Source organism: Sphingomonas sp. Marseille-Q8236, from assembly GCF_965112005.1.
Genome location: NZ_CBCOPO010000002.1, coordinates 773102 through 798550, shown reverse-complemented (window position 1 = coordinate 798550; position 25449 = coordinate 773102). Strand labels below are relative to the sequence as shown.

The 25449-nt window shown below is 66.8% G+C and carries 27 protein-coding genes; all 27 read right to left on the bottom strand.

What is annotated here, in order from left to right; translation table 11 throughout:
* Positions 1-209: 209 nt before the first annotated feature.
* Entirely contained in the window at positions 210-1799 is a 1590-nt protein-coding gene (locus ACWPWT_RS16085; protein ID WP_454280536.1) for an SGNH/GDSL hydrolase family protein, read from the bottom strand.
* Positions 1799-2269: a hypothetical protein gene (locus tag ACWPWT_RS16080; RefSeq protein WP_454280535.1), complete on the bottom strand. Its 471-nt coding sequence runs from the start codon at positions 2267-2269 to the stop codon at positions 1799-1801. The genes ACWPWT_RS16085 and ACWPWT_RS16080 overlap by 1 nt, the downstream gene beginning before the upstream one ends.
* A gap of 2 nt (positions 2270-2271) precedes the next feature.
* Positions 2272-3039, bottom strand: a complete 768-nt coding sequence (locus ACWPWT_RS16075; protein WP_454280534.1) for a hypothetical protein — start codon at positions 3037-3039, stop codon at positions 2272-2274.
* The gene (locus ACWPWT_RS16070; protein WP_454279940.1) at positions 3036-3413 is read right to left on the bottom strand and encodes a hypothetical protein; all 378 of its coding nucleotides are present in this window, start codon (positions 3411-3413) and stop codon (positions 3036-3038) included. The genes ACWPWT_RS16075 and ACWPWT_RS16070 overlap by 4 nt, the downstream gene beginning before the upstream one ends.
* A complete protein-coding gene (locus ACWPWT_RS16065) occupies positions 3410-6058 on the bottom strand; it encodes a hypothetical protein (protein ID WP_454280533.1) in 2649 nt (882 codons plus the stop codon). Before ACWPWT_RS16065 ends, ACWPWT_RS16070 begins: the two co-directional genes overlap by 4 nt.
* Complete coding sequence (locus tag ACWPWT_RS16060) at positions 6055-6636, bottom strand: hypothetical protein (protein ID WP_454280532.1); 582 nt, start codon at positions 6634-6636, stop codon at positions 6055-6057. The genes ACWPWT_RS16065 and ACWPWT_RS16060 overlap by 4 nt, the downstream gene beginning before the upstream one ends.
* The gene (locus tag ACWPWT_RS16055; protein ID WP_454280531.1) at positions 6636-8771 is read right to left on the bottom strand and encodes a hypothetical protein; all 2136 of its coding nucleotides are present in this window, start codon (positions 8769-8771) and stop codon (positions 6636-6638) included. Before ACWPWT_RS16055 ends, ACWPWT_RS16060 begins: the two co-directional genes overlap by 1 nt.
* A gap of 147 nt (positions 8772-8918) precedes the next feature.
* Positions 8919-12557 carry a TIGR02594 family protein gene (locus ACWPWT_RS16050; RefSeq protein WP_454280530.1) on the bottom strand — a complete coding sequence of 1213 codons (3639 nt, stop codon included), beginning with the start codon at positions 12555-12557 and terminating at the stop codon, positions 8919-8921.
* Positions 12558-12916: 359 nt separating this feature from the next.
* Complete coding sequence (locus ACWPWT_RS16045) at positions 12917-13183, bottom strand: DUF1799 domain-containing protein (RefSeq protein WP_197939271.1); 267 nt, start codon at positions 13181-13183, stop codon at positions 12917-12919.
* 86 nt (positions 13184-13269) lie between these two features.
* Positions 13270-13596, bottom strand: a complete 327-nt coding sequence (locus ACWPWT_RS16040; protein WP_454280529.1) for a hypothetical protein — start codon at positions 13594-13596, stop codon at positions 13270-13272.
* A 16-nt stretch (positions 13597-13612) separates the two neighbouring features.
* The gene (locus ACWPWT_RS16035; protein ID WP_454280528.1) at positions 13613-14551 is read right to left on the bottom strand and encodes a phage tail tube protein; all 939 of its coding nucleotides are present in this window, start codon (positions 14549-14551) and stop codon (positions 13613-13615) included.
* 1 nt (position 14552) lies between these two features.
* Positions 14553-14762, bottom strand: a complete 210-nt coding sequence (locus ACWPWT_RS16030) for a hypothetical protein (RefSeq protein WP_454280527.1) — start codon at positions 14760-14762, stop codon at positions 14553-14555.
* Entirely contained in the window at positions 14759-15208 is a 450-nt protein-coding gene (locus ACWPWT_RS16025; RefSeq protein WP_454280526.1) for a phage tail terminator protein, read from the bottom strand. The genes ACWPWT_RS16030 and ACWPWT_RS16025 overlap by 4 nt, the downstream gene beginning before the upstream one ends.
* Positions 15208-15630 (bottom strand): gp436 family protein, encoded by a 423-nt coding sequence (locus ACWPWT_RS16020; protein ID WP_454280525.1) that lies wholly within the window; start codon positions 15628-15630, stop codon positions 15208-15210. The genes ACWPWT_RS16025 and ACWPWT_RS16020 overlap by 1 nt, the downstream gene beginning before the upstream one ends.
* A complete protein-coding gene (locus ACWPWT_RS16015) occupies positions 15627-15899 on the bottom strand; it encodes a hypothetical protein (protein ID WP_454280524.1) in 273 nt (90 codons plus the stop codon). Before ACWPWT_RS16015 ends, ACWPWT_RS16020 begins: the two co-directional genes overlap by 4 nt.
* Entirely contained in the window at positions 15899-16612 is a 714-nt protein-coding gene (locus ACWPWT_RS16010; RefSeq protein WP_454280523.1) for a hypothetical protein, read from the bottom strand. The genes ACWPWT_RS16015 and ACWPWT_RS16010 overlap by 1 nt, the downstream gene beginning before the upstream one ends.
* Complete coding sequence (locus tag ACWPWT_RS16005) at positions 16600-17493, bottom strand: Mu-like prophage major head subunit gpT family protein (RefSeq protein ID WP_454278962.1); 894 nt, start codon at positions 17491-17493, stop codon at positions 16600-16602. Before ACWPWT_RS16005 ends, ACWPWT_RS16010 begins: the two co-directional genes overlap by 13 nt.
* A 14-nt stretch (positions 17494-17507) precedes the next feature.
* Positions 17508-17912 (bottom strand): hypothetical protein, encoded by a 405-nt coding sequence (locus ACWPWT_RS16000; RefSeq protein WP_454280522.1) that lies wholly within the window; start codon positions 17910-17912, stop codon positions 17508-17510.
* Positions 17912-18967, bottom strand: a complete 1056-nt coding sequence (locus ACWPWT_RS15995) for a phage protease (protein ID WP_454280521.1) — start codon at positions 18965-18967, stop codon at positions 17912-17914. Before ACWPWT_RS15995 ends, ACWPWT_RS16000 begins: the two co-directional genes overlap by 1 nt.
* A gap of 122 nt (positions 18968-19089) precedes the next feature.
* A complete protein-coding gene (locus tag ACWPWT_RS15990; RefSeq protein ID WP_454280520.1) occupies positions 19090-19581 on the bottom strand; it encodes a phage virion morphogenesis protein in 492 nt (163 codons plus the stop codon).
* 82 nt (positions 19582-19663) lie between these two features.
* Positions 19664-20923 carry a PBECR3 domain-containing polyvalent protein gene (locus ACWPWT_RS15985; protein ID WP_454280519.1) on the bottom strand — a complete coding sequence of 420 codons (1260 nt, stop codon included), beginning with the start codon at positions 20921-20923 and terminating at the stop codon, positions 19664-19666.
* Complete coding sequence (locus tag ACWPWT_RS15980; RefSeq protein WP_454280518.1) at positions 20916-22469, bottom strand: DUF935 domain-containing protein; 1554 nt, start codon at positions 22467-22469, stop codon at positions 20916-20918. The genes ACWPWT_RS15985 and ACWPWT_RS15980 overlap by 8 nt, the downstream gene beginning before the upstream one ends.
* A gap of 105 nt (positions 22470-22574) precedes the next feature.
* Positions 22575-24257, bottom strand: a complete 1683-nt coding sequence (locus ACWPWT_RS15975; protein ID WP_454280517.1) for a hypothetical protein — start codon at positions 24255-24257, stop codon at positions 22575-22577.
* The gene (locus ACWPWT_RS15970) at positions 24254-24826 is read right to left on the bottom strand and encodes a DUF3486 family protein (RefSeq protein ID WP_454280516.1); all 573 of its coding nucleotides are present in this window, start codon (positions 24824-24826) and stop codon (positions 24254-24256) included. The genes ACWPWT_RS15975 and ACWPWT_RS15970 overlap by 4 nt, the downstream gene beginning before the upstream one ends.
* Positions 24823-24996, bottom strand: a complete 174-nt coding sequence (locus tag ACWPWT_RS15965; RefSeq protein WP_454280515.1) for a hypothetical protein — start codon at positions 24994-24996, stop codon at positions 24823-24825. Before ACWPWT_RS15965 ends, ACWPWT_RS15970 begins: the two co-directional genes overlap by 4 nt.
* Positions 24993-25121, bottom strand: a complete 129-nt coding sequence (locus ACWPWT_RS15960) for a hypothetical protein (protein WP_454280514.1) — start codon at positions 25119-25121, stop codon at positions 24993-24995. Before ACWPWT_RS15960 ends, ACWPWT_RS15965 begins: the two co-directional genes overlap by 4 nt.
* A 41-nt stretch (positions 25122-25162) precedes the next feature.
* Positions 25163-25447, bottom strand: coding sequence for a hypothetical protein (locus tag ACWPWT_RS15955; protein ID WP_454280513.1), 285 nt, complete (start codon positions 25445-25447; stop codon positions 25163-25165).
* Positions 25448-25449 lie beyond the last annotated feature (2 nt).

The following is a 25449-nucleotide window of genomic DNA, read 5'->3' as shown; positions in this document are numbered from 1 at the left end:
CGCGAGCGTGACATGTCACGCGACAGTCACGCGACAGTCACGGCCAATGACCGTGACATTACCGCCCCCTCCCCCTCTCCCCTTCCTTCCCCCTGCACCCCCAACCAACCCCACGCCCCCACCCTGAAGCGGGACAAGAGCTTCTGGAGTCTTTGACAAGACAACCTAGAGCATTTCAATTCTGATAATCCCTGCCGTCGCATCCTGCGTCATGCCGCCAGCAGCGCCTTCTGTGTCTGGGGAATGGCGGCGACGATCGCCTGCACCGCTGACGGCAAAGGATGGGTCCCCTCGGCACTGGCCTGGGGGCGCATGGCGGTTCCGATCGGGATGACCGTGGCGCGGGCGGATGTCGTCACCGTGTAGGGGCCGTCACCCGTGACCGCCTGCACCGTCAGCGATGAACCACCCCCTACAAGCACGTCCCCGATACGCGGAGCGGTCGCCGTCTGGATCGTCGTATAGGTGGCGGTGCCGTCCGTCCCCGCCTGGGAGGTCAGCGTGTAGGTATCCGCCACGATGGGCCACGTCCCCGGAGCCGCCGCATCATACCAATAGGGCTTGGTATCGATGTAAGCGGCAAGTCGACCACCGCCGCCCGCTTCCTTGAAGGCTTCCAGTTGCCACTTGAAGCCGTTGCCCCAGCCGTTCGTGGTCGAGGCCCACTCGTTGTACTGGGATGCCGTCTGTCCGTCGCGGCTGGTCCAGCCGTTGGTCGAGGTGGTGCGAGGCAGCACGCCGGTCGCCACCATCTTGATGCTCGCGTAGCGCTGCTTGAACCGATCGACAAAGCCGGTCCAGTTGCCCTGCATGGTCGAGTAGTTCGAATTGGCGTCGTTCTGGCCGAGCTGGTTGAGCGCGATAGTGAAGGGCAGCGCCGAACCGGCGTTGAAGGCCGCCGCTTGGTCGAGCACCTGCCAGCGAAGCGTCGCGTTGGTGCCCAGTTCCCGCGCCGACCCGGCCCCCGGCATACCCATCATCATGAAGGGCACCCGCCGGTACGCCTGATCGTCCTTGTCGAGCCAACGGCGAAGCCAGCCCAGATTGCCCCGCGCGTCGGCCTCCGCAGCATATTCCTGCCGCGCCTCGCCGATGCTGTCCACGATGCCCAGCGCCACCGGGCGACCGTCCCAGCCGCGTGCGACCGTCATGTCCGGGCCGTAATAGGCCGGCATGGACTGGCCGAAGCCGGTATCGAGCGACGCGGTCGATGCCGTCGTCGGCGCATTGAGCATCGGCGTCAGCGTCGTGGCATCCGCCGCGCCCCAGACCCGTTCGCCGCGTGCGGTCTGGATGCGATAGACCGGAATCTGCTTCTCGCCGGACGCGGTATGGTAGAGCGTATAGATCGCCACACTGGCCTCGGGCGGGATCGTGATGGTCGGCTCGTCGGTCCAGGCCCCGATGTTGCCGCTGGCGATCGAGACGCCCGACTGCCCGCCGAAGGTCAGCGGCACCGGGGCCGCGCCGTTCACGCTGATCCACACGCCATCGATAACCGTGGCGTTGCCGGGCAGCACGGTTTCCTGCGGGCTGCTACCGCCCTCAGTCGAGGCGAAGCCGGAAAAGTGGAAGCGCGGATTGGTGACGGCGTGGACGGTCGAGGCCAGCACGATCCGGGTCATGACATAGTTCGTGCCCGTCGCGGCCGTCACCAGCGTGCCGGATGGGAACCGCGCGCGGGTCGCCCAGAACATATAGCGGGCGGCATCGGTCACCGGCGTCGGCACCCATGACGGCGGCACGAACCCCGGCACCTGTCCGCCGCCCAAGCCGATGCGATCGAGGAAGCGCACCATTATGCGGGCACCCGCGACAAGCTGGCATAGCAGCCTGCCGTACCGCTGACCGTCACGCGAACGACGGCGTACGAGCCCAGCGCGACACCCGTGCCCGAACCGGCGTCAGACGCGGTCTTGGTCACCAGCGGCAACCAGGTCAGCCCGTCTGCGCCGCGCACTTCCAGCCGTAGCGTGCCGTAAGAACCGCAGAGCTGTGACAGGATATAGTCGCCCCCGTAGATGGTGACGGGCGCGCTGGACGTGTTCGCGTTGACCAGCTGGAACGCCTCACGCTGCACGACGATATCGCCCCTTTGGTCGATTTGGACCAATGCGCCTGGCGTGATGTAGGTACCGTTCGGCAACGTCAGGGCCACCACGGCCGGCGAGTTGACCACCTCGCCCGCGCGCTTGACCTGCGCGATCGCTGGCGCGGCAACAGCCGCCAAAGCGACAACCGCGCACAACAGTCTTTTCGACATCATCATAGTCACACCCATTGCTCGATTGAGATGTCCCAGCGCGTCTGGGCACGGTTGCGGCGCTCGAACGGCTTCCATTTGCCGAACAGGCCGTAATGCATGCGAGTGATCAGCCCGGCCGACCGGGTGTCGTCCTCGATCAAGAGACCGGGGCGGACTGTGCCCAACGCCTTGGCGATCCGCTCCAGTTGCAGGGTCTCGGCCTCTGAAAGGTCGCTCAACGTGCAACTGAAACCGCTCTTGATCACGCCTTCGACCGTGGCGAACCCACCATCTGGCAGCGGAGTCGCGGTTCCCGTGTCGATCGGCTGGCGACCACCACCCCAATCCTGTCCGAGCACGGGGCGGAAGGCCTTGCCGACCACCAGGACGCCTGCGCTAAGGCGGTTGGGACCGGGGTGGCTCAACGTGATCTTCAGATAGCGGATCGTCAGTGCTGCACCCGACCAAAGCCCGTGGCTGACCGGCTCGAAGCTGTCGGCCGCGTCCGGCACGCGCAGAGACGTGGCGGCCTGGATCGCCACCTGGTCCGCCGAAACCAGACCGCCGGTGATCGACCATGTGGTGCCCGCCACGCTCCCCCGGATATAGCCGAGGCAGATCGTGTCGATCGTAGCGCCTACGCCCAGGTCGATGATGATCGACACATCGCCCCCAGTCGCATCGCCCATCCAGACCTCTTTGGGATTGGCGGAGCGAAGGTTTTCCGCACCCGTCCCACGCGTCGAGGCGGCGGCGCTAACCAGAAGCGGTTGGACGATGACTAAGCGGCTCATGAGACACCCTTCAGAGGGCGCAGAACAGTTACCGCGCTGATCCCGGTCTGGGCATCGCTCTCGACCCCCAGGACGAACACGTCGATGCCGTCAGCATAGCCAAGGTCGTCATTGCTGATCGTCACGACCAGCCCGATCGTCTCCAGCCAATCGGTCGAGGCAAACTCGTGTACGTCGATGGCGAACGGCCCACGTGAGAAGAACGCGAGCTGGCGCGCCGCTTCCGCCTGTGCGGCTTCTTTCGTCGCGATCGATGTCGTGCGCGAGGCGGTAACGGCCGTCGCAGCCCACCTCGCCAGACCGGCGGCGTCCGACACCACGACGTAATCGGCCTGGGCTTGCAGCCATTGCGCGAAGAGGGGATCGACACTCATGCGGCGGCTGCCACGAAGGCCAGCGTCGTGCGCAATTCGGTTTGCCCCGGCGGCAGCGCCTGGGTCCGGCGATCGAGCAGCGTCTTCACGTTCTGCGCGGTGTTGAACTGAATGCGCCCGCCGGTCGGCCGATCGATGAAAACGCCCGCATCGGCATTGCGGATGTCATTGGACCAGGCGGCGATGCCGGATCGGTATTGCAGGCGCGGGATGCGCCCGCCCAGGGTCATGGTCGAACCGCCGTTGCCCGAGAAGGACAGGCCACGCCGACAACCGACGATGACGTTCTCGTAAATCTCCTGGCCGACGACATCATTGTCCTCGCCGGGCCCGATCCCCCAGGAATAATTGTAGAGATCGGCGTTCTCGCAATAATTCCAGCGGATGACGCCCCGCGCCATGACGGCGATGCAGAAGTTATGCCCCCGGACCCGGTTGCCTTCGATCAGGCAGGTTTCCGACCGCACCACGATCGCGCCCTTGCCGCCACCCGTGAAGGCCGCGACGCGGTTGCCCCGCACGATCGCATGGGCAGGGTTGGAGACGTAGAGTGCGCTGTTCCGGCCGATCTGGATACAGTCGGCCTGGACGCCCTCGGGCGGCGGAATGTCGCAGCCAATGACGGCGACCAGGCCGCCAATGCCCTCGATGTAGACGGCATCGCCCGCCGCCTTGCCGATATTGTCGTGGACGTAGCAGCGCTCGATCCACACGTCTTCGGCCACAGCGGTCGTGGGCAGCGCGATCTCGCTGAACGGCTTGTTGCGGATCTCCACCACGTCGCCGACCGACGCCGTGCCGGTCAGGGTGAAGGACACGCCACCGCCCGAGAATGCGACCCCGCCGCTGGCCGTGCCCGTGACCAGGGAGCCATCGGGTCGCCGCACCCGCCACCGGGTCGCCGATCCGCTGCCGCCTGTCGTGCATTCCACCCGGAAGATGCCGGTCAGCCCCGCTTCGGTGGTCGCATAGGCCTGCATTGTGACGGACGGCGGGACCGCGCCCAGCGCCGCCTCGGCCTTGCGGGTGTTGCCGCGTATCGCGATCCCGATCGAATTGTCATCGGTACGCGAGCCGTTGCCCGACACCTCGCAGTCCACCAGCATGATGCCGTAGCCGCCATAGCTGTTGACGCCGCGCTGCCGAGCGCCGGTCAGATGCAGCCCCATGACGCGGAAGTCGCTGGCGCTGTTCTCATCGAGCGCGAAGAGCTGGCCGATGCCGACCCTGGGTGCGGCCCCGGAGCCGTATGCGCGGTACGTGCAGCGGTTGCCGGGCAGGAGCGTCTCGTTCCAGGAGCCGCCGCGTTCGAGAAAGAAGTGCGTCCCCGGCCAGAACTGCGTGCCGTCCGCCGCCTTGGCGAGCGTCTTCCACGCGGTCGCCGGCGTCCGCCCGTCCTTGCTGTCGTCGCCGGTCGGGCTGACATAACGCCGCGTCTCGGCCAGGAAGGCATCGTTCCGGTCGGCGGTCAGCGCCTCAAGGTCATCGTCGCCGACCTCTTCGACGATCTCGATCGAGCGCACCCATCCCGACATCGGCAAGGTGCCGTCCAGCCGCGCGCCGACCGCCAGCCGGTCCAGTCGGGCGGGCGGCTCCAGGAACGGCGCATGGGCACACAGCCCGGCCGCCGCGATCGTCTGGCCCCGCGTGCCGATCCGGTGGGCCAGGCGGACCTTGCCGGGTCCGTAGAGCCGGGGAAGGCAGGGCCGCTTATGGCTGTTCCACTGCGTGCCGGTCAGCGCATGGTCGGTGGTGCGCGCCACCGTCATGACCTCGCCGTTCGGATTGCCGAGCTGCATGAACGTGCGCTCGATATTGTTCTGCTGCTCGATCTCCGCCTCGATGACGATCGTATGCGGTCGATCGAACAGGTTGCGCCCGCGCACCTCCAATATGTCGCCACCGCGCGCGACCGGCTGGCCGACCGTGACGATCGGGCTGGTGATCACCTCCATCTCGACTTGCGCCAGGATGACGCGGACCCGGCCGCCCGGCCGCACCACAAGGCGGCCCTGCCCGCCGGTGGTGGTCGCGGTGTGCACGCGGCCGATCCGCGCCCACTGGCCGCCGAAATAGTCGGCCGTCGATCCCCCGCCGCCCGTGACGGTCAGATAGCAGGCCCCGGTGATGGACTTGACATAGACGCTCGATGCCACCCGCGCGCCCGCCCCGGCGCTGAAGAACGGAATGGCAAAGTCGGTCGTCGTGCTTGGATTGTAGAACTCGACCACCTTGCCGTTCATGACGCCGGCATCCAGCAGCGCCGCGAAGATGTACTCGCTGCCGTCTGGCGTGCGGGCAAATCGCAGGCTGTCGGTATCATCGACAAGGGCGGCCGACGCGCCGCTGGGTCGGCTGTTGAGCAGCGTCCACCCCTCGGTCGACACCGGCGCGGCGTTGCGCATGAACAGCAGGTTCTTCGCCGCAGGCTCGCGCAGGAAACCGAGGCCGGGGACGATCCGGGGTTGCCCGACCGGGGCGATATACAGTGCGCCGGACGATGCCGCCGACACGCCGCCCGGCCCCGCGATCTCGAACTCCTTCATCGCCATGGCGGACGCGAACGCGGCGTTGTTCGCCTGATAGTCGCCGGTCAGGAAATCCGCCCGCAGGATGACGCGCGGCTTTCGGCTCTGGAGGATCATTCGTAATTCCCCTTCAGATAGACCTTCAGGCCGCGCGCGCCCGAGCCCTCCGCCTCGACATCAATGCTGACCAGCGCGTCGTCGGGGATGCGCGGCGTCGCGATGACCGGTTGCGGCGCGCCGTCCGCCTTGCTCGATAGCTGGCCGGGCAGGATGCGCAGCGGTGCGGACAGGATCGACACGCCGCCCACCCGGACGTTCATCCTGATCCCATAGGACTGTGATGGCGACATGTCGGCCACGTCCACGAACGCGCGAATGTCCGACAGGATCAGGACGCGCGGCGCGCGCAGCGCCGACAGGCCGGTGGCGACCCGGACCATCTCACGAGCGCCGTAGCAATCGAACAGCCAGTCGAAGGGCTGTCCGGTCGGCACGAGCGTCGCGATCTTGGCCGGGCACATGACCAGTGCCGTCTCGTTGCTCCGGTTGGTCAGCGGGTAACGACCGTCCCCGTTCGGCCCACCGGTCGCGGTGCCCATCATCCATGCGTTGAACTGGTCAACGCTTGCGCCCCATGCCTGCCACACGGCGATGAAGTCCGCGACGTTCTGGGGGTTGAGCGTCTGGTCAGCCATCAGAGAAGCGGCCTTTTCAGTTCGAGGACTTCCATGGCCGACCCCATCTTGACGATCAGCGCGATGTTATCGACTTCCTGATTGACCACCTTGAACACAAAGGTGTGATCGCCCGCCGGTAGGTCCGGGATGTAGACGAACGGCGTAAGTGACGATTTCGCTTTACTCTGCGCGCCGTCGTACACGTTGTTAATGATCCCACCGGGATAGGTCGTGGTGCCGTCCACCTCGACCGTGCACGTCATCTGGATATCGTCGTCGGACTCGAACATGCCGAAGAACGTCACCTTCATGACGCTGTCCGGCTCCTGCTTGGTCATCGGCACGCTCACGATGGTGGCGCTGGCGTTGCGGGCGATCGAGATATTGCCGCTGACCGGGGCCACTCGCGTCTGGCTGATCGAGGACGTGACCAGGTGCTTGGTGACGATCGTGTCAGCCTTGACGCGGGTCGCTTCGATCGCACCTAGCCGCCAGGTCTTGTCCGTCGTGTCATAGGACATGGCGACGATGGCATTGCCCCCGCCATTGTCCACGAACAGGAAGCGTTCAGCAACGAAGCTAAGCTGGTTGATCTCGCCCCCGGCGATTGCCGTCATGCCGACGATATGGCCGTCCGCGTTGGCCGCATTCACGAACTTGGCCGTGCCCGTGCTGCTGTCCACCTCCTGCAATTTCGTGATGAACAGAGTGTGATCTTCATTTGTCACACCCAACTGCTCGACCACCTGACGGACAGGCTTGCCATCGACGAAGATGATGTCGTCCGTGTTGGCGCGCCAGGTGCCGTTCACCATCATTTCTTTGGCGACGTTGATGATATTCAGATTGAGGTCGGCGACCACATCGACCGCCTTGCGACCCGTCCACTTCTCATATGCCTCGGGATGGTCGGCGGTCTTGTCCGCGCCGGGCTGGGCAGGCTTCAACGCCTCGACGGGCGTGCCATCCTCATAGGCAACGTCCGTGGCCAGCACGATCGCCGCCAGGTCACCACGCGCCATCGGCGACCAATTGCGCCGATAGCCCAGCTTGCGTGTGGCAACCGGTTTCACCGTCGAGCGCCTCGACACCCGATGGCTACGCGCCACCCGCGTCGATGCCGTCCATTCCCAGCGCCGGAAACGGATCGCGCCACCGATCAGCAGCCAGGAAAGCGACACGTCGCTCAGAACCTCGCTGATCGCGTCGGCGGCGGTGGTCGACTCGTTATCGACGCGCCAGCCATAAGGTGCAGGACGCCAGGCGCGGGCCTCCGCTACCGCGCCGGCCGCGATCGGGATCGCGGAGCGGACCGCCACCAGACGCGCCACGATCTCCGGGGAGGTCTCGACATAACCGCCCGCCGTCTCGCCCTCAATGTCGGCCTTCAGGTCACCGGCGGGCTCGGACCACCACTTCACGCAAGCGATCGAGGGGCAGACCACACACCCGCCCTCGGGTGCAGCCGCGCCCTTCAGCGCCGCGAAGGTGGCCTCGGGCGTACCCTGCCACGCGAGCAACAGAACTTCCGTCGCCGCCACGCCCCGGTCACGCACCTGGACGAACCGCTGCCAGGCGCGACGCGGATCACCGAAACACCAGATGTTGTTCGCGCGCTCGATGAGCTGCCCCGGCACATTGAAACACCGGCCCCAGCTGCGCGACTTGATGATATTCTCAAGCTCGACCGGGCCTTCGATCCCGCCCGTGCCCAGGAAGCGATCGGCCAGCAGCGGCTTCTTCAGCTCGGCCGCCGCGTCCGACAGCGCGATGCGCAAACTACCGCCTTCGACCGCATCGTCCAGGACAAGGCCGGATGCCGCGATCGGGGGCAGCGCTTCGCCCTCCGGACCGATCCGCACCGTGATGGGGGCATCCGCCCAGTAAAGCGCGGCGATCTCGGCCAGCGCTGCACGAGTTGCCGGCGACCAGCCAAGTTCCATAGCCTGGGGCACGCCACCGCCGCCCAGCTGCTCACCATCGAAATCAAGTGACGCAATGGTGCGCGGCAATCCGGCAATGCCGGCCCTCCAATGCGCATTGTCATAGAAATAGGGATATGACCCGCCGCACCCGGCCAGGCGAACCAGTACGGCCGCCCCGTCACCGGCGCTACGCGGTCGCGCCTCCACCAGTACGACGTTGGCGGCCATCAGACGAAAAGGGGCGGGTGATTGGACACCCCATGCGAGTGCCCCAGTACCACCGCAAAAAATATGCCCGCCTAGGCGGGCATGAGGTAGGCAGAGGAATTGGTCGCGCGTTGACAGCTTAGCCGATCGCGTGACCTTGCGCCAGTGTCAGACGACAGCCAGCTGCTTGAGGTTGCCATAATAAGGGCCGCTGCTGCTCGCCATCGACGCCAGCAACTCGTTGCTACGCTCCAGCGCCGCAACCATCCGCGCATTCTGGTCGGCCATCTCATCGAGCGTGGTGTTGGCAGCTGCCAGCGCGGAGTTGGTGGTCTTGAGCGCCGGGTCACTGCTGGTGCCGCCCGACGCTGCCACGATCCGCGCATTGGCCTTGGCGATCGCGGTCCGCGCCTCATCGAGCGTGGCGGCGCGATCGGCAGCATAGCCCGAGGTGGTGCCGTAGGCCTCCTTGGAAAGCGCCAGGCGCTGCTGGTAGAGCGAGGCGAGCGTGTCGCCCGCCCCCTCGACGCCGGCGTCCAGATCGGCCTTCGCCTTGGCAATCGAGGTGTTGACGGCCGCGATCTTGTCCATCGCCGTACCCTCGGCCAGCGACCCGGTCGTCATTTCCTCGATCAGTTTTTGCAGGCTGCCGACCTGCTGTTTGGTCAGCTGCTCGGCCAGCTTGGCTCGGTCCTCGCCATTCTTCTTCTCGATCGCAACCACGTCGAAGCCGTAGGCCTGCGCGATCCGGACACGGTCTTTCGCCTGGCGCTCGAAATCGGCAAACGCCTTGTCGATCTGGGCGGTGATGCCGCCCATCGTCAGTTCGAGGTCCTGGACCTTCACCGCCTCGGCCAGCGCCTTGTCGATGTCCGGCGTCGATTGGATGGCACGCTGCACCCTTGGCGAAAGCCCCGTCACCGCCCCGTCCGCGATCGCATTGGCGATCGCGATCGTGATCGCTTCCGCCTCATCCTTGCCGTTGTAGAGAAGCCCCGAGCCCGGATGCTTGTCCGATACCCGCGTGGATCCGTTGCCGTCGACGCGGTAGTAATCCTCCCGCTTGCCGATCGAGACGCTGAACGCGCCCACCCCGCCGCCCAGCTGGTCGGCGATCTTCTGGATGCCCGACTGGATCGACTTGGCGCTGCCCGACAGCGCGGCGGTGATCTCCTTGTTGCCCCCCAGCGTCGCGCCGGTATCCACCGAGGTGATGACCGCGCTGCCCGATTTCGGCTTGTTGAACAAATTGCCGACGATCCCACCCAGGATGCCACCGACGACCGACCCGATCGGCCCGGCAAAGCCGCCAAGGTTGCCCAGCAAGGCACTGGCCGCCTTGCCGCCGAGCGCGCCGCCCAGTGCACCACCGATGCCGTTGCCGCCGGTGACGCTGGCAGCGGTATAGCCATAGCCCGCATTTTGCAGCAGCTGGGCCTTGCTCGTCTTGTCACCGAACAGCTTGTCCAGCCGGTCACCGACAGACTTGCCCGTCGTCTTGCCGATCTGGTCGGCGACCAGCTGGCCGGCGACGCCAGTGACACCCGACGCGGCGGGCGCAGTCGTGCCCTTGCCGCCAGCGCCGGGGGCCTTCAGCAGCGCCGCCAGCGGCCCGGTGCCGAACACCGTCGCTTCGATCGCGGCCGACGCGATGGTCTGCGCCAGGCGGTCGATCACATCGCCGGCCTTCTCGCCCCCGACGACGATCGCGTCGAAGGCGTCCAGCGCCAAGTCCTGGAACTGGCGCTGCGCCTGCGCGGCGGCGCGGGTCGCCTCCTCGATCTCCTTATACGCCTCGACCTGGGCATAGCCGGCGCGCAGCTCGGCTTCCTTCTTGACCCGCGCTTCCCCGGACAGCTTGTTCAATTCGTCCTGGTGCTTGGCCATCGCCTTGGTGACCGGATCGAGCGCCTTGCGCGCGGTCAGCTCCTCGCCGAGCGACGCAATGACGCCGTCGATCGCCTTCTTGGCGTCCTCGGCGGCCTTCTGCTCGGGCGTGGCGTTGATCTCCTTCAGCCGCTTTTCATGCGCGGTCGCCAGCGCCTTGCGCGCCGCCTCGGCATCCTCGGCCGAGAGCCCGCTATCGGCCTTCTTGGGGTCGTAGGACTTGGCCAGCTTGTCGATCCGCGCCAGCTCGTCGGCGTATTTCTTCGCCTCGGCGGTCGCGGGCAGATATAGAGAGGTGACCTGTTCGAGGTCCTTCTGGAAATCCTTCAGCGCATCCTGCGCGCTCTTTTCGGCATCCTTGTACGCCTCGGCCGCCGTGGGCGCGCGACGGAAGCCCAGCACATCCTTGCGTGCGATCGTCGAGGTGCCGACCTTGTCGCTGGTGTTGCCGCCCAGGACCAGGATGTTCCCCTTGGCGTCGGTCCCCTGGTAGAAGCCGACATGGCCCTGCGCCTCATTCTTGCCGCGCCGGGAGACGACGATGTCGCCCTTGTTGGGATCGTCGGTGGACTGGCCGTAGTTGAGGAACGACCGCGCCGACAGGTCGGCTGCGCCCTTGGCGGTCACCGTGCCCTGCAAGCCGTTGGCCGCCAGCACGCTGTTGACGAACGCCGCGCACCACGCCGTGATCTTGGGATCGATCGCGACATTGGCCTGCTTGAACAGGTCGTTCAGGACGTTGCGGTCGCCAGCGTTGTTCTCGCTGCGCCCGGTGTAACGCTGGGCATAGGCCAGCAGATTGGCCGACTGTTCGCGCTGGAGCTGGTCGCCGAGCGATACCTTTTCGGGCTTGCGGTTCGCGTCTCGCTGCCGCTTCCGCTCCTCTTCCAGTTCCGCCTGGCGCGCCTTCTCGTTGGCCTTCAGGGTGTTCGTGAGGCTGACCGTCAGCCGGTCGTTGCTGGCGGCGGCCTCACGCGCCTTTTGCGCCAGTAGGTCATATTTGCGGTTGATCCCCGCCAGCGCATCGCCCGCCGCCTTGGCCTCGGCGCTGGCAAAATCGCCGATCAGTTCGCGACGCGCTTGTCGGAGCTGCTTGAGCGCCTCATCCTGTACCTTCATGTCAGCTTGGAGGCCGGCGAGGTCGATGTTGTTGAGGAACGTCGTGCTGACGCCGGCAGCCGACCCGCTCACCGCACGGTTGGGATCACGGCTTTGCGCGATGCGATCAGCAATTAGCGCTGCCGTGACCTGGCGCTTGGTCTCCGCCTCCTTGATGTTGGCAGTGGCCTGATCGATCGTCGCCTGGGTGGTCAGCTGCTGCTGCTTGCGCGACTTTTCCTGCTGCTCGTTATAGGCCTTGATCGCCTCACGCGCGGCATCGGTGGCGTATTTCTGCTTGTCGAGCGCATCGACCAGTTCCATCCCGCCCTTGGCGGCCTTCTCGGCGGCATCGTCCGCCTCGAACAGCTTGCCGACCAGCGGCGTCAGGACGGACACCGCCACCAGGATCGCGGCACCCCATGGCCCCGCCAGGAAGCCCGCGACCGCGCCGAACTTGCTTCCCGTGTTCTCCACCTTGTCGGCGACATCGACCACCGACTGCCCGAGGTCGGCGGCATCCTTGCCCGCATCCTCGCTGGCCTTGCCGACTTCGCCGAGGCTCCTCGCAGCCCCGCCACCGGCCTGCGACATCGCGCCCAGCGCCGAGAAGATCTGGCCGCCCTGCTGCGCGAAGATGCGCATCAGGCCTTCAGGTCCGGACACGGTGGAAAGCTGCGCGCCCACGTCCTGGATCTGGAACGACAGGTTCTGCATCGCGGCCTTGTGCGCGGCCGCGCCGTTCGCCGCCTCGACATGGCCCTTCTTCGAGCCGGCCAGCCGCTCTTCCAGCGTACCGATCCGGTCGGCCATCTGCGCCATAGACTGCGCGGCCGCCTCATTGGCGGTGATAAGCCGGGCGATCTCTTCCTGCTGGGCGCGCCGCTGGCGGGGTTGCTCGGCCTGCGCGGGGTGGCCTGCGCCTGGGCAGCGGTGGTCGCGGCCCGCGTCGCTCCGGTCGAAGCGCCCACCGCCGATGCCGCACTGCCAGCCGCCTGGGCGACGCCGCGCGCGCTGGTCGCCGCCTGGCGCTGGGCGGCGTCGAGTTGCTGGATCGGTGCGGATGCGGCGCGGGCGGCATTGCCGGCCTCGACAACACCGCCCTTCAGTTCCTCGACGGCCTGGACCGCGCCCTTGCTGTCACCGCCGATGACAATGCTGGTTTTCATCGTCACGTCAGGTCAGCCTCGCCGTCCATTTTGGATCGCTGCCGCGACCCGTTCCATTAACCGTAGTTTCGACCAGTCCTCGGGCGACAGGTCGATCGCCGCCCCGCCGAGCCCGGCCTGCACATCGGTGTAGCGCAGGCCGTGGTAGAGGACCTGGCCGGTCGGCAGCGCGGTGGTGTTCCACTGGGTGCAGACCACCAGCCAGGCATCGGCGACGCCCATGTTCTCGGGCCATATGCCGAAGTCCTCGGGCTCCTCGGCCGCCAATTCGGCGGCCATGTCGGACAGACCCCATTCGTCGGCGTCGCGCGCCGCTTCCTCCAGATCGGGCGCGCCACCCGATGCCCAGTAGCGCGCCGCCGCCTTCAGTTTCCCAACGCAGCCCCGACGATCGCCTTGAAATAGGAGCGCAGCAGCGGCCCACGCGTCCAGTCCTGCTGGATCAGCCAGTCGCGCGATTGTTCGCTATACGGCACCGGCTTGTCGGCGGCGTCGGTCACGTCGCTGAAGCCGATGAAGACCTTCTGGAGGAACGCCGTCGTCCCATCCACCGTCGCCATGTCGAACGCCTTGCGCTCCTCGCTGCTCATCGCGACGAAGCGGGCCTTGAAGGTGAATTCGTCCGCCTCGTCGCCCGGCATTGCGCCCTCGATCGTGGCATCGAATTCCGGGTTCTGGATCATCTTGAACATTGGTCAGGTGCCCCCTTCAGGTCAGCTTAATCTTGAACTGGTCGTTGCCGGCGTTCGGTAACGGATTGAAGGCGAGCGGCCATTCCACCACGCCTTGCTGGTTCTGGACGCCCGAGGGCCGGCGCAGCGTCGAGGTGGGCGTGGTGATCGTGACGATCTTGCCCGCCGTCTTGCCGTGCTGGATCACGATCTCCTGGCGCAGGCCCTTGTTCGCCACGTCGTACGGGTTGAATTGGGCATAGGGCACCGCCTCGACGGTCGTGGTCAGCGATTCCGCGCGATCGACGATCAGGATGGACTCGTCGTTCGCCAGCATACGCGGCTGCACATCGACGCCCAGGTTCAGTTCGTAGCTGCGCAGCTTGAACGTCTTGCCCCCGATCGTGAAGACAGGCGTATTGGCCTTGGTCACGACATCGGGGCGCTGCCAGTCGGTCAGCGTCGGATTAGGCCGCGCGGTGTCGGACGGCATCGTGAACAGCCCGGTCATGGTCACCCGACACACCGGGATGCCCTGCGCGTTCATGGTGATCACGCCCGTGCTGCGCGAGCCCAGCAGGACATGGCGCGACGGCCCCAGGTGGAAGTAGGCCGCAAAGCTCTCATGGCCCTCGCTGATCGGCACATATTCGACCGAGGTATCGGCGGTGACGATCTGGGCGACGCCGCACGACCGCAACAGCGGACCCCAGGCGGGGACCTTGCCAGGCGTTCCCGAGCCCTGAAGCTCGAACGACCCCGTCAGGATGCCGCGAAGGCCGACCGGCACCTGTTCCTGCCCGCCCATATAGGGCTGCTCCAGATTGCGGCTGACATCCTCGCCTTCCATCGGCTGGAACTGCACGTCGGTCAGCAGCACCGCGTTGAGCGCCCCGGTCGGGTTCGGGTCCACCGCATAAGCCCCCTCGGGCTTCACGAGGATGGTCTTGGACTTCCAATAGATTGGCCCTGGCATATCAGCCTTCCTTGGTCAGGGTGCCGTCCGCCTGGCGGACATAGGTGCCGCCAGTGGCGGGCCACTCGACGGCGAGATCGAAGGCCGGGGCGGCGGGCTCATCGACAGCATCGGCCGGCGTCGCCTGGACTGCCGTATCGTCGCTAGTCGGAGTGACGGTGGTCGCCTCGGGCGAGCTATCCTGCGGCTGGTCGGCGGGGTCTTTCTTCATCGCGCAATCCTCAATTGGTCATCGATCGCAAAATCGAGTTGGTAGGTCAGGCACCCGGCCTGGAGGGAAAACAGCTCACCCTTCACCAGCCGCCAGACGCCTGGGCTGTCGGGCGGGTCGAGCCCGGCGATCGCCTCGATCGTGGCGTGGATCAGGGGGCGGAGTTGCTGGAGGCCGGCGGCCCCGGTCGCGTCGCCGGCGGAGCGCACGACCAGCACGACCCCTTCCAGCCAGACGACGGACTGGCGATAGAGCCCGCTCGCCGCGTCCGGCTCGCCACCCACGACGCCGAGCCCCAACGTGTAGGCGGCGGGCGTCACCTGAGCGAGGCCACCGGTCCGCGCCAGCTCCTCCAGCTTGGCCGCACCATAGATACGCCCCTGCAAGGCGGCGATCGTCTTCAACGGCGCGACCAGCGGACTAAGCGGCTCCGGGGCGGACGCCATCAGATAAAGCCCCGCATGGTCTCGGGCGTCAGCGGCCGCACCCGGTCGGTGGCGATCACGCCGCCAGAGCCCGAGCCCTGCGGCTCGATGCCGGCGACATCGAGCTTGCGCGCGCCGCTGGCGATCCGGTCCAGGTCTTTCAGCGCCTGGTCGTGATCGTCCTTCACCTTCTGGTCGGGCGCGAACACGTGCAGCTTATAGAGCGCGATCGACACGGCGATCTCGCTGACGATGGTCGGCACCGCCACCAGCGGCAGGCGGTAGCGAACCGCCAGCGCCGCATCGATCGTCGCGTCGGCACCGGCCAAGGCCCGCTCGACCGCCGACACATCGATCGAGCCGGTGCCCGAACGATCGGTAGCGCTGATCAGGTTGGCCTCGCCAAAGGCCCCCTTGAGCATGTCGAGCGTGGCATAGGTCATGCCGCGCGCGCCCGCCGGTGACGCCGACGCGTACGCCTGGACACGTACAGCCGGTTGGCGCGCAAGCTACGCCGGTGGGGCGCGTTGCGGCTGCGACGGTAACGCGCGGGCGTGCTGGCCAGCGCGCGCCTGGCGCGACGGGCGCTACCCGCCGTCCGGCTGCTCGTGTCGGGGGCGATCGCGTGATGGATCGCGGACGATGCGGGGAGGCTCATCACCACCCCCATCATCATCGCGCCCGCCAGCCCCAGGTTGCGGATCATCCGCATCAGAGCATGCCCCAGCGGATGGCGCGGACCTCGTCCGATTCCTCGTCGAGCTCGCGCACGCCGACCGCCAGCATCGGATCGCCCGCGATCGCTTCAGCCTGTTCGGGCGTCAGCTGGGTCGAGAGGAAGTGGCGCGGCTCCGGCCCGAAGGCGAAGCCGGCACGCCGGCGGCCCTGGACGGGACCGACGACGGTGACGACCGTGACCTTGGTGCCAGGGAATGCCGGGTCGCGATCGGTGGCGGCAGCGGGCGGTGCCGCAGGTGGCGTGGCACCAGAGAGGGTAGCGGCGGCCGCGCTGTCGAGGAGCGACTGGCGCTGCGCTTCGTCAGCGCCGGCCTCGATCGCGATCATCGGCTGTGCCGCGACCGCCGGCTTCTCCTGCTCGACCGCGCCGGGTTCCAGTACCGACGCTCCGGCTTCCGCGCCCTTCAGCACGTCCAGGACGGTCGCCTCGGCCGCGATGGGCGGCGAGGCCGTCACGACCGGCTGGGGCTCACCCGGCTCGGCGACTATCGTCGGGTCGGGCAGCGCAGCTGCGCCGGTCGAGATCGTCGTGTCTTCCGTCGCCACTGGCAGCACGTCGCTGGGCGGCGGCGTGTCGCCCAGGGGCGCGGTGGCCGTCGCCGGGGTGGCGGCGACCGTGTCACGGGTCACGGCCGCCTCGGGGCGGGGGCGGCGATTGCCGCGCGGGGTATCGTTTACGCCAGCCACGGGATCACCTCCACGGTTGCAGTGCCCTGGAACTCGTTGTCCTCGCCGTTCGGACCCTTCTCGTTCTTCAGGATCTTGTTGGCGGCGCGTTCCAGGCGCGGCGGCACCAGGAGCGTGTCCGGGCGGATGCCGAGGGGGCGGCCATAGTCGCCCTTCATCTCCATGAGGGCGACACGCGCCTTCTCATAGTTGTCGGGCGTCAGCGGCTGGCGCGAACCCCAGGCGAACTGCCAGAAGCCGTAGCCGGCATTGGCGCGGGCGTCGGCACCGTACAGATACTCGTTGAGCCCGAAGACGTTGTCGTCGGTCTCGGCATCCTTCGAGACGAACTTGAAGTCCTTGCGCTGCTGGAGGATCACCGGCTTGATCGTGCGGCTATTGTCGATCAGGAACCAGGCGGGGCCGTTACCGCCATCGGTATTGGCGATCGACAGGACCGTGCCATCGGCCGCCAGGACGGGATGGTCGGTGTCGAAAAAGAACTGGCCATCATAGCACAGCAGCTCGAAGCCGAGCTTGTACATCGAGAAGACCAGCTCATCCCACTTCGCGCCGGTGGACTGGCCCATTTCCTCGAACATCGGCGAGTAGACGCCGATATTGTCGGTCTCGATGTCGTCGCGATCGACACCGATGGTCAGCTCCCACTTCTTTTCCTTGATCGCATAGTCCGACTGGCTGAGGTTCTGGACGACGCGCGCGCCGATCCACTCGCGCACGCTCGGGATTTTGCCGAGCCAGCCGTACTTTTGCTCCTTGGTGGTCGCGGGGACCACGGTGGCGAACTTCTTGTACTGCGACGAAGTCTGCCCCAGCCCCTTCTTGAACAGGGTGCTGAAGCCGGTGCGCAGCGCGGCCAGGTTGGCGCCATTGATGATCATGGTTCTCGGTGCCCTTAAATGCGAACCCAGACGCCTTGGGCGTCCACGTCGCGAATGATCCCGGCCGCACTGCGCGTGCCGGCGTTGTCGGTCTTGGCCAGCGTCTGGTCATCGACCACGTAGGCCGACTTGCCGATATCGGCCCGCGTGATGGCATCGCCGCCCGCGCTGTTGGCGAAGCGGAAGACGCCGCGCCGGGTGGTGACGATGGCATCGCCGTTGACGATGGCCTTGGCGGGTGCATCGGCGCGGCCGACGACGGCCAGCCCTGCGCCAAGACCGCCCGGGATGGCCCAGCCGGCGGCATCGAGCATCACCAGCGCGCCCGCGAAGATGTTGGCACCGCCCTTGACGGGGTGGCCCTCGATGTCGTGGTTTTCACGCCGGGGCGTGTTGCGATCTACGGTCAGCGCAACCATCAGAAGCTCTCCTTGCTACCGGAGCTTGCCGCCAGTTCCTTGGCGTACTCCGCGCGATCGATGCCCATCAGGGCGATGACGGCGGCATCGGCCTCGCCGATGCCATCCTTGGCGGTGGCGGCCGGCTCGCCGGTGATGGTGGTGCCGGCCTTCAGGATCGGGAGCGCGCCGACCATCTTCTGCGCCCGCGTGGCATCTTCCATGTGCATGGAGATGTACTCGTCACGCAGCGGCTTGACGCCGACCCGGCCCGCCGCGATCGCGCCGTCCACGAACACCTCGGCCGCCTTGCGGGACGCGGCCTCGACCGTGGTGTTGAGAAGCGTGGTAACGGTCGTCAGCTCCGACTGAAGCGCGGTGATGCGATCGTCGCCGCCCGAGCGCAGCTGCTGGACGCCCGCCAGCACGGCCGCCACATCGGCGGTCGCCGCCAGGCCAGCGGCCTGGGCGATCGGGCCCAGCGCCGACTGAAGCGCGGTCTTCACCGCCGCGTCGTCGGGCTTTGCGTCCAACTTCTCCTTGATCGCCGCCGTGATCGCATCATCGGTGGCGTCGGCTGCGAGACCCAGGGTCTCGATCAGCCAGGCACGAAAGTCCATGCTCTTTTCCTCACTGTGAAGGGACGTGAGTCCCTGGAAATTGGGGGTGTTGGTCAGGCTGGCGCGCGCGATCGCCAGGACAGTGCCGTCCTTGCGGTGCACAATGGCGGGCGAGATGCCGCGATAGCCAAGAACCAAGGACCGCCCCTCGGGCGTCCAGTCGACCTTGCCCCATACGCCGTCCGCGCGTGCCTGAAGCTCAACGATCCAGCCGCGCGCCGGTGCGGACTCACCGCGCGGGGCGGCAAGATCGGTCGCATGGCATTCGTCCAGGACCAGCTTGCCGCCCGCCATCGAGGCGGAGACAATCGAAGGGATATCGTTGACACGGTAGGGGCCGCGACCGTCAGCGGTGCGCACGGGGCCGGCGGGCAACAGATGTACCCATTCGGGCACCTTGCCTTCGGTCGCGTCGATGTTGAGTGCCGCGCAGAGCGCGATGGCCGTCCCCGTCATGACCGGCGTTATGCGGATGGGGAGAGGGCAAAAACATGCCCGCTGAGGCGGGCATGAGAGGCGTCTGACAAGCGCCTTGGCGTCCTCTCACCTAAGCGATGGGGACGCGGATCGGCAAGGGGCTATTCGCCGATCGCCTCGGCCAGGTGTTCGTCCACGAGGTCGAGGATCGATCGCTCTTCGGTGTCGGAGATGCCGATAAACACACGGGCCGGGATGTCGCCGAACGGAATGGGAAGGTTCGTCCTGGTATTGCCGAATGCGCCCTTCTTCGCACCGTTTTGCATCACAGCCGAATATTCCAGTGCCGAGCCGATCTCGACCTGGTCGCGCGTGGCCACCTCGTTGATCTCTTTGCCCAAGCGACCCGTAGGCCCAATAAGCGGGCGGGTCTTATTGCCGTGGCGCTTGGCCTTGTAGCTGGCGATCGTAGCCGCCGTCTTGGGCCGCCATTTCGTGCCGTCAGGTGCAGTCCCACTGACAAACCGGGCCTTGGTCTGGCGAGTCATGTAGTCGCCGATGTCCTTATACACCGGTGTCATGTCGCCGAGCTTTGTCGCGGCAAGGCCCAGCCGCTGGGTCAACTCCTCGATATTGAACATGATGCGGATCATGCGTATCTCCTGTGTTCGCGCGCATCGCGGTCGCCGGGCCCATAACCCGGAGCCGTTCGGGACGTTCAGCTGCGGGGCGCGCCTACCCCTTGCGAATGTAGAACGTCTTCAGGCCCAGCGTCTTGCGGCCGCGCCGGACGGCGAACACCGCCAGATATACCCTCCCGTCGATCGCCTTGATGAAGCGGACCAGCGGTTCGCCGGCGTCGGACGTGCCGGCTTCTTCCACGGTATCGGGCGCACTGACGATGTCGGGCAGATACCGATAGTCATCCATCGTCACCGCGATCTGGCCGCGCGCCGCTTCGGTTGCCGCATCGCCGTGCGCGTTCTGGACGTGGAGGATATCCGATCGCGCGATCGAGAAATCCATGGCCCCCAACTTGGCATCGAGCCCCGGCAGAGCGTCCTCGATCGCGCGCACCTGGTCGCTGGTAACGCCGCCCAGCGTCCATACCGGCTGGATGACGGCGTCGCCGCCCTGGCCCAGGACGCGCCTGGCATAACGCCTGGCATCGTCGGCAACCGATGGGAGACGACGATAGGCGGCGGCCAGCGCGTCGCGACTTGCCTGGGGAAGCTCCCCCATGAAGGCCTTGGCCACCTGATAGTCCCATTGGCGCACCTTGCCCGCGAACGCCTGGACCGTATCGGTGACACTCGCTCCCGGTGCATAGTCCCATCCCTTGCCGATGCCGATGGGCGCGCCGGTGCGCGGGTCGATCGTATTCCAGTTCTCGGGGAGCTTTTTGTCCGGATCGCCGCCCAGGCGACGAATGCCGGCGGCCGTCCGCGCACCGATGACGTAGCAGCTGCACCCCCAGTCGGAAGGCGGATAATGCGTCTCCCAAAACGGGTGATCCGGCGGCAGCGCGATCCCGTTCCATGCCAGATGCTCGGGCCGGGGGTCCTCCGAGCCGCCGTGGAAGTAGACCCAATATTTGTAATTGCCGTCCTTCAATTGCGCCAGACGACCCGCTGCATAGCTGACCGCCGCGTTGGTCTTGTAAATCGTTCGCACACGCCAGGCGCGCCCGGCCTTGGTGTCTTCGCCCGTCCAACCGTGCCAGTCGTGGCGCTCGACGGCTGCATCGAAGTCCTTGCGGAACGAGTCCAGGCTCTTGCCCTCGGTGATCGCGCGATCGACAGCGGCCGCCAGGTCGGCCAGCAGGTCTGCCTTTTGCGCGCCCGCCACCATGAAGGCGGTATCGTGCGCCTCGCGCTCCAGATCGTCCCAACGCTCAGTCGGCACCAAATCGCCGAGCTTGCCCCGGAAATAGGCGACCTGTTCGGCAAACGGACGGCGCAGCACGCCCTCCACGACACTGGGCTGATCAGGCACTTTTTTGTCCGGCATCGCTCATCCCCGCTGCCCGCACCGCCAGCAGGCCACCCGACAGCTTATCGATCAGCCCTTCGGCGTCCAGCGCGGGATAAGCCGACAGGACCATCTCGCGCAGTTCGCCCATGCTGGAGGCGCGCTGCATCATCAGCGACAGCGTCGCGAGCATATCGCGCATGTCGTCTTCCGTCTCGGCCGCCAGTCGGTCGGTCATGAGGCTGGCCGGGGTGGCGGCGGGCATCTGGCGCGATTGCAGTGACGGCGAGGTGATGCGCTCGATCGTCTGCGGCTGGGCAGGTGGCATCAGAACCTCGGCCCCCTTGGGCGGATCGGCGAAGCCCATCTTGTCGCGCACCGCCGACTGCTCGACGCGCAGACCCAGCGGCACCAGGCGTTCCAGCGCTTCGGACATCTGCGACAGATCCTCGGGCTTGCGCTCCTGGATGACCGCGCGGGGGTAGGCTTTCTGCGGCCCGCGCTCCAGATCGACCCACGGCCGCACGATGTCCCGGTTGAACGTGGCGGCAAGCGAGCGGCTGTCGGAATTCTTGATGTCCTCGGCGATCTCGCCGTGAACCTTGTTACCGCCGTCGCCGAGACCACCCTTCTTGCCGTCCGTCGTGCCGGTCTGGCCCGTCACCGCCTTGGACACCTGGCGATCGAGCCAGTCCGCCCGGTTCTCGAACAGGTCGGCACCGGCCCCGACATTCTTGGACTCGATGAACTCGATGTTCATCCCCTCGGGCACGATCGCCGCGCAGTCGCCGGCGATGTTGGCGACCGCGCGCCACAGGGTGGCGCGGTCCTCCGCGCTGGCGCTGCTGTTGTAGCGACCCAGGCGAACCGGCTGGCCATAGGTCTGGACGAAGATCGCCCAGTCCCGCTGGGTGAACGCCTTGAACATCCACGCCCAGGTGACCGCACGCGCGATCCCCGACCGCACCGGCAGGCCGGACTTAGCCTTCACCTTGTGGTAGATGAACTTGAACGGCGGCAGCGGCTCGTCCACGCCATTGCCGCCCTCGCCACCGCGTAACAGCGGCGTGCGGCCGTCGCGGTCGAAGGTGAAGAACCGGGGGTCGCACCATTCGAGCCGCGCCGGACGGTACTGGCCTTCGCTCATGTCCCACACGATTTCGGTGAAGCTGATGCCCTTGCCGATCGCGTCGAGGATATCGAAGGTCTCGTCCGCCAGCTCGTCGCGCGCGATCCACTCGCGCACCATGTCGGCCATCGCCACGTCTTCGGCCGCATCGCTGGCGGCCTCCACCGTCACCTCGATCTGGGCAACCTTGCGCTTGCGGGTGCCGAGCACGCCCAGATAGTGCAGGTCGCGTTCCTCGATCTGTTCGGCCAGCTCGAAATAGGCCAGCGGATCGCCCTGGTCGGCCGCGCGCAGCACGTTGGCCAGGCGGATCGGGTTCATGCCATCGGCCGGGTAGCCCGCGATCGGCGAGCGAACCCCGGTCAGGGTCGGCGCGGCGATCTCACGCGTCAGCACCTCCCGGCGCATCGGCATCCCGCGATGATCGAGTATGACGCTCATGTACAAATCCACGGATAAGAGGTTTTAAGAGGGTCTAAGAGGCCTGTTTGGACCGTCCGGGGCATCACCATGGCTCCCAAGCCCTCCACGGGGCTTGCCGGGCCGTTAAAATCCGGACCGGAGGCGCGCGCCCGCCGGCGGCCGCCACCATGGCCGATCCAGGCCGCCGTCGAGGCCGAAACCATCGGCGGTGCGTCCGACCGGCGTGTAGCCATATTCCGCCGCGTTCTGCCGCGACGCATACCACCCCAGCATCCCCGCGATCGCCACGTCGCCGTGCCGGGTCTGGCCGTCCTCGCCCTTGTAGCGCATGTCGTCGGGCACCTTGATGACCCCGCCGACATAGGAAAGCGCCTGGTGGTCGCGCGTCACGTCCTTGTCGGCCGCGATCAGGATGGTGCGATCGCCGAACGCCTCGACATAGGGCGCGCCGTTTACCCGGTACCATTCGACCGACAGCTTGATCTCGCTGATCCGCTCGCCCCAGCGCTGGCGACAGACTTCGCCCAGGTACGCGCCGTTGCCGGTGGCGTCGAACGCGCCGTGCCCGAAGCGCGGCAGGCGATCGCCGATGTAGAAGGCGATGTCGCGCTGCATCTCGAACGGCACGTTGCGCAGCTCGATTACCGCGCGCTGGCGACGGATCAGGTCGCGGCCCAATTCGGTGATGACGCACGCCGACCCGTCGCCCGATCGCGCGAAGTCCCAGCCCAGATCGTGCCGCCGATCGACATCGAGCGCGTCCAAGACCGGCTTCAGCTTCTGTTCGCAGAATGCCTCGACGACCTTCAGGCGCGTCGCCGGGGGCGCGGACTTCACTTCGTCGGGCAGCGTCCAACGGACGACGGGCACGCCTTGGACGGCGCACGCCTCGATCGCGACGCTGGACAGCGCGGCTCCCTCGGCATCGGCCGGGATCGCGTCCAGCTCCTGGCGCATTTGCGCGGTGCGAACGCCATACGCCCCGCGTATCTTGGCTTCCCACTCGTCCTGCGCCTCTTGCGACCATTCCTTGCCGCGCAACAAGCACACCCGCTTGTACAGTCCGTTCTCGACCGCCTTGCTGAAGGGGATGAAGTGCAGGCTGTACGGGACCTTGCCTGCCTTGGCTTCGCGGATCAGCTCGTTGAACGGGTTCAGGACGCCGTTGTGCGTCGAGATGATCCTGATCTTGCCGCCCCAGATCAGCAGTGCGTTGACGGCGTCCAGGACGGCGCGAACGTCTTTGTGAAACGCCGCCTCGTCGATGACGACGACGCCCTGAAGACCACGGATATTCTCGGGGCGGCTCGACAGCGCCTCGACACGGAAGCCCGACGCGAAGCGGATGCGGTAGGCCGAAATTTGCGCCGAGCTGCCATCCTCGCGCAGATCCTCGAACAGGAACTCCTCGATCTCGACCAGCTGCTCACCAAGCCGCCGGGCGAAGTGCGCTACATAGCCGATGAATTCCCGGCCCTTGTCCTTCGTGTCGCCGATGTAGAAGACGTTGTCGCCGCCGGCGTCGCGCGACGATGCCGCGATCAGGGTATCGTCCAGCGCCTCTGCATAGGTGATGCCGGTACGCCGCCCTTTCTCGCCCAGCTTCAGGTCCGACTTGTCCTCAAGCCATTCGGCCTGGTGACGCATCAGGATGCCGTCCGCCAACGGATCGTGATCGGCGGGCAACTCGGAGCCGCGCGGCAGCTCGACCGGCAACGCCTCGGGCGATCGGGGCAGTTGCGGGGGAGCGGCCGACACGGACGATGCCGCCAGCGCGGCGGCCATGGCGATGCGCGACGCGGTCATGCCCGCACGCCCAGCACGTCGCGGCGCAGCTGCGCCACCCGGTCAGCGCTAAGCCCGGCCTGGCGACCGGCGTCGGCCGCACGATCGGCGGCCTGCTCGACCTGCGCCGTGACCTTTTCTTCCAGCTTGCGGCGATGCTCGGCCGATGTCTTTTGCGCCGCGACCGCCGAATTGAGCGCGCGGCTCAACGCCATGATCCCCTTGGGGTCGAGCGTGCCTTCCAGCGACTCATAGATCGCGACCTTCAGCATCTCGGCGATCGTCACCGTCACGTCGTCGGCGCCGTCCGCGCCCAAGCCGCTGACCACGTCCGTGGTGATCGCGCGGACCTCGTCCAGGCGGCGCAGCTGGATCGCCTTGCGGATCGACCAGCGGCTGAAGGCCGACTTCGATATCTTGGCGATGCCGCGATCGGCGAGGCGACCGTTGAACTCGTCCAGAATCGCGTTGGCGGGCATCTCCCGCTTGCGCAGCTCTTCGAGCGCCCAAAGGATATCGGGCTCGGCATCCTCGGGCAGCTGATCGATCGACGACAGCCGCCCGCGCCCCTGGCGCTGGATGACGCTCACTTGGCCGTCACCTTAGTCAGCTTGATCTCATAGCCGACGCCGTCGATCTCGAATTCCGTGGCAGCGATCATGCCGGCCGGGACCAGCTCCAGCTTTTCGATCATCGCCTGGACCCGTTCGCCCAGAACGGCAGCACCTTCCTCGTCGTCAAGATACCCGTGATCTCTCACAGCGTCCTCCCGTCGCGGCACGGTGCACACCGGCCGCCCACCAGCCGCTTGGAATAGCGGCCGCAATCGTCACATTCACCGGCGACACCCTCCGGCATCGGCCTGGTGGCGATCGGGCGCGTCATGGCGCGCTCCATGATCTCGCCTGCGAGGTCCGCCGGATCGCTCAAGATGCCACCTGCTGATCGGGCTTACGCCCACCGCGCACCTGCATGCGGAGCGACTGGCTCATGCTGTAGGAGCCATCGGCGCGCAGGTTGACCACGCACGACCAGCCGTCCGGATAATGCGCATGGATGCGCCGCCAGCGTCCGGTGTCGTCATGGCTGGCGGACACCCGGCACGGGTCGCCTTCTGCCCCGACAAAGCCCAGCTCTCGCAAGATCGGCCCGATCTGGGCGGGATCGGGCCGGATGGTCCGCCAGCGAGGGCGGCGTGCCTGGCGTGCCACGG

Bases quoted from the DNA above. Each gene is read 5' to 3' on its own strand.
- ACWPWT_RS16065 (WP_454280533.1), bottom strand. From the start codon at position 6,058: ATGATCCTCCAGAGCCGAAAGCCGCGCGTCATCCTGCGGGCGGATTTC.
- ACWPWT_RS16020 (WP_454280525.1), bottom strand. From the start codon at position 15,630: ATGACCTATGCCACGCTCGACATGCTCAAGGGGGCCTTTGGCGAGGCC.
- ACWPWT_RS16035 (WP_454280528.1), bottom strand. From the start codon at position 14,551: ATGCCAGGGCCAATCTATTGGAAGTCCAAGACCATCCTCGTGAAGCCC.
- ACWPWT_RS16075 (WP_454280534.1), bottom strand. From the start codon at position 3,039: ATGAGCCGCTTAGTCATCGTCCAACCGCTTCTGGTTAGCGCCGCCGCC.
- ACWPWT_RS15980 (WP_454280518.1), bottom strand. From the start codon at position 22,469: ATGAGCGTCATACTCGATCATCGCGGGATGCCGATGCGCCGGGAGGTG.
- ACWPWT_RS16055 (WP_454280531.1), bottom strand. From the start codon at position 8,771: ATGGCCGCCAACGTCGTACTGGTGGAGGCGCGACCGCGTAGCGCCGGT.
- ACWPWT_RS16005 (WP_454278962.1), bottom strand. From the start codon at position 17,493: ATGATCATCAATGGCGCCAACCTGGCCGCGCTGCGCACCGGCTTCAGC.
- ACWPWT_RS16060 (WP_454280532.1), bottom strand. From the start codon at position 6,636: ATGGCTGACCAGACGCTCAACCCCCAGAACGTCGCGGACTTCATCGCC.
- ACWPWT_RS16070 (WP_454279940.1), bottom strand. From the start codon at position 3,413: ATGAGTGTCGATCCCCTCTTCGCGCAATGGCTGCAAGCCCAGGCCGAT.
- ACWPWT_RS16030 (WP_454280527.1), bottom strand. From the start codon at position 14,762: ATGAAGAAAGACCCCGCCGACCAGCCGCAGGATAGCTCGCCCGAGGCG.
- ACWPWT_RS15975 (WP_454280517.1), bottom strand. From the start codon at position 24,257: ATGACCGCGTCGCGCATCGCCATGGCCGCCGCGCTGGCGGCATCGTCC.
- ACWPWT_RS16040 (WP_454280529.1), bottom strand. From the start codon at position 13,596: ATGTTCAAGATGATCCAGAACCCGGAATTCGATGCCACGATCGAGGGC.
- ACWPWT_RS16000 (WP_454280522.1), bottom strand. From the start codon at position 17,912: ATGGTTGCGCTGACCGTAGATCGCAACACGCCCCGGCGTGAAAACCAC.
- ACWPWT_RS16015 (WP_454280524.1), bottom strand. From the start codon at position 15,899: ATGCGGATGATCCGCAACCTGGGGCTGGCGGGCGCGATGATGATGGGG.
- ACWPWT_RS16050 (WP_454280530.1), bottom strand. From the start codon at position 12,557: ATGGCGCAGATGGCCGACCGGATCGGTACGCTGGAAGAGCGGCTGGCC.
- ACWPWT_RS16080 (WP_454280535.1), bottom strand. From the start codon at position 2,269: ATGATGATGTCGAAAAGACTGTTGTGCGCGGTTGTCGCTTTGGCGGCT.
- ACWPWT_RS15995 (WP_454280521.1), bottom strand. From the start codon at position 18,967: ATGACGGGGACGGCCATCGCGCTCTGCGCGGCACTCAACATCGACGCG.
- ACWPWT_RS15990 (WP_454280520.1), bottom strand. From the start codon at position 19,581: ATGATCCGCATCATGTTCAATATCGAGGAGTTGACCCAGCGGCTGGGC.
- ACWPWT_RS16045 (WP_197939271.1), bottom strand. From the start codon at position 13,183: ATGGCCGCCGAATTGGCGGCCGAGGAGCCCGAGGACTTCGGCATATGG.
- ACWPWT_RS16025 (WP_454280526.1), bottom strand. From the start codon at position 15,208: ATGGCGTCCGCCCCGGAGCCGCTTAGTCCGCTGGTCGCGCCGTTGAAG.
- ACWPWT_RS16085 (WP_454280536.1), bottom strand. From the start codon at position 1,799: ATGGTGCGCTTCCTCGATCGCATCGGCTTGGGCGGCGGACAGGTGCCG.
- ACWPWT_RS15960 (WP_454280514.1), bottom strand. From the start codon at position 25,121: ATGACGCGCCCGATCGCCACCAGGCCGATGCCGGAGGGTGTCGCCGGT.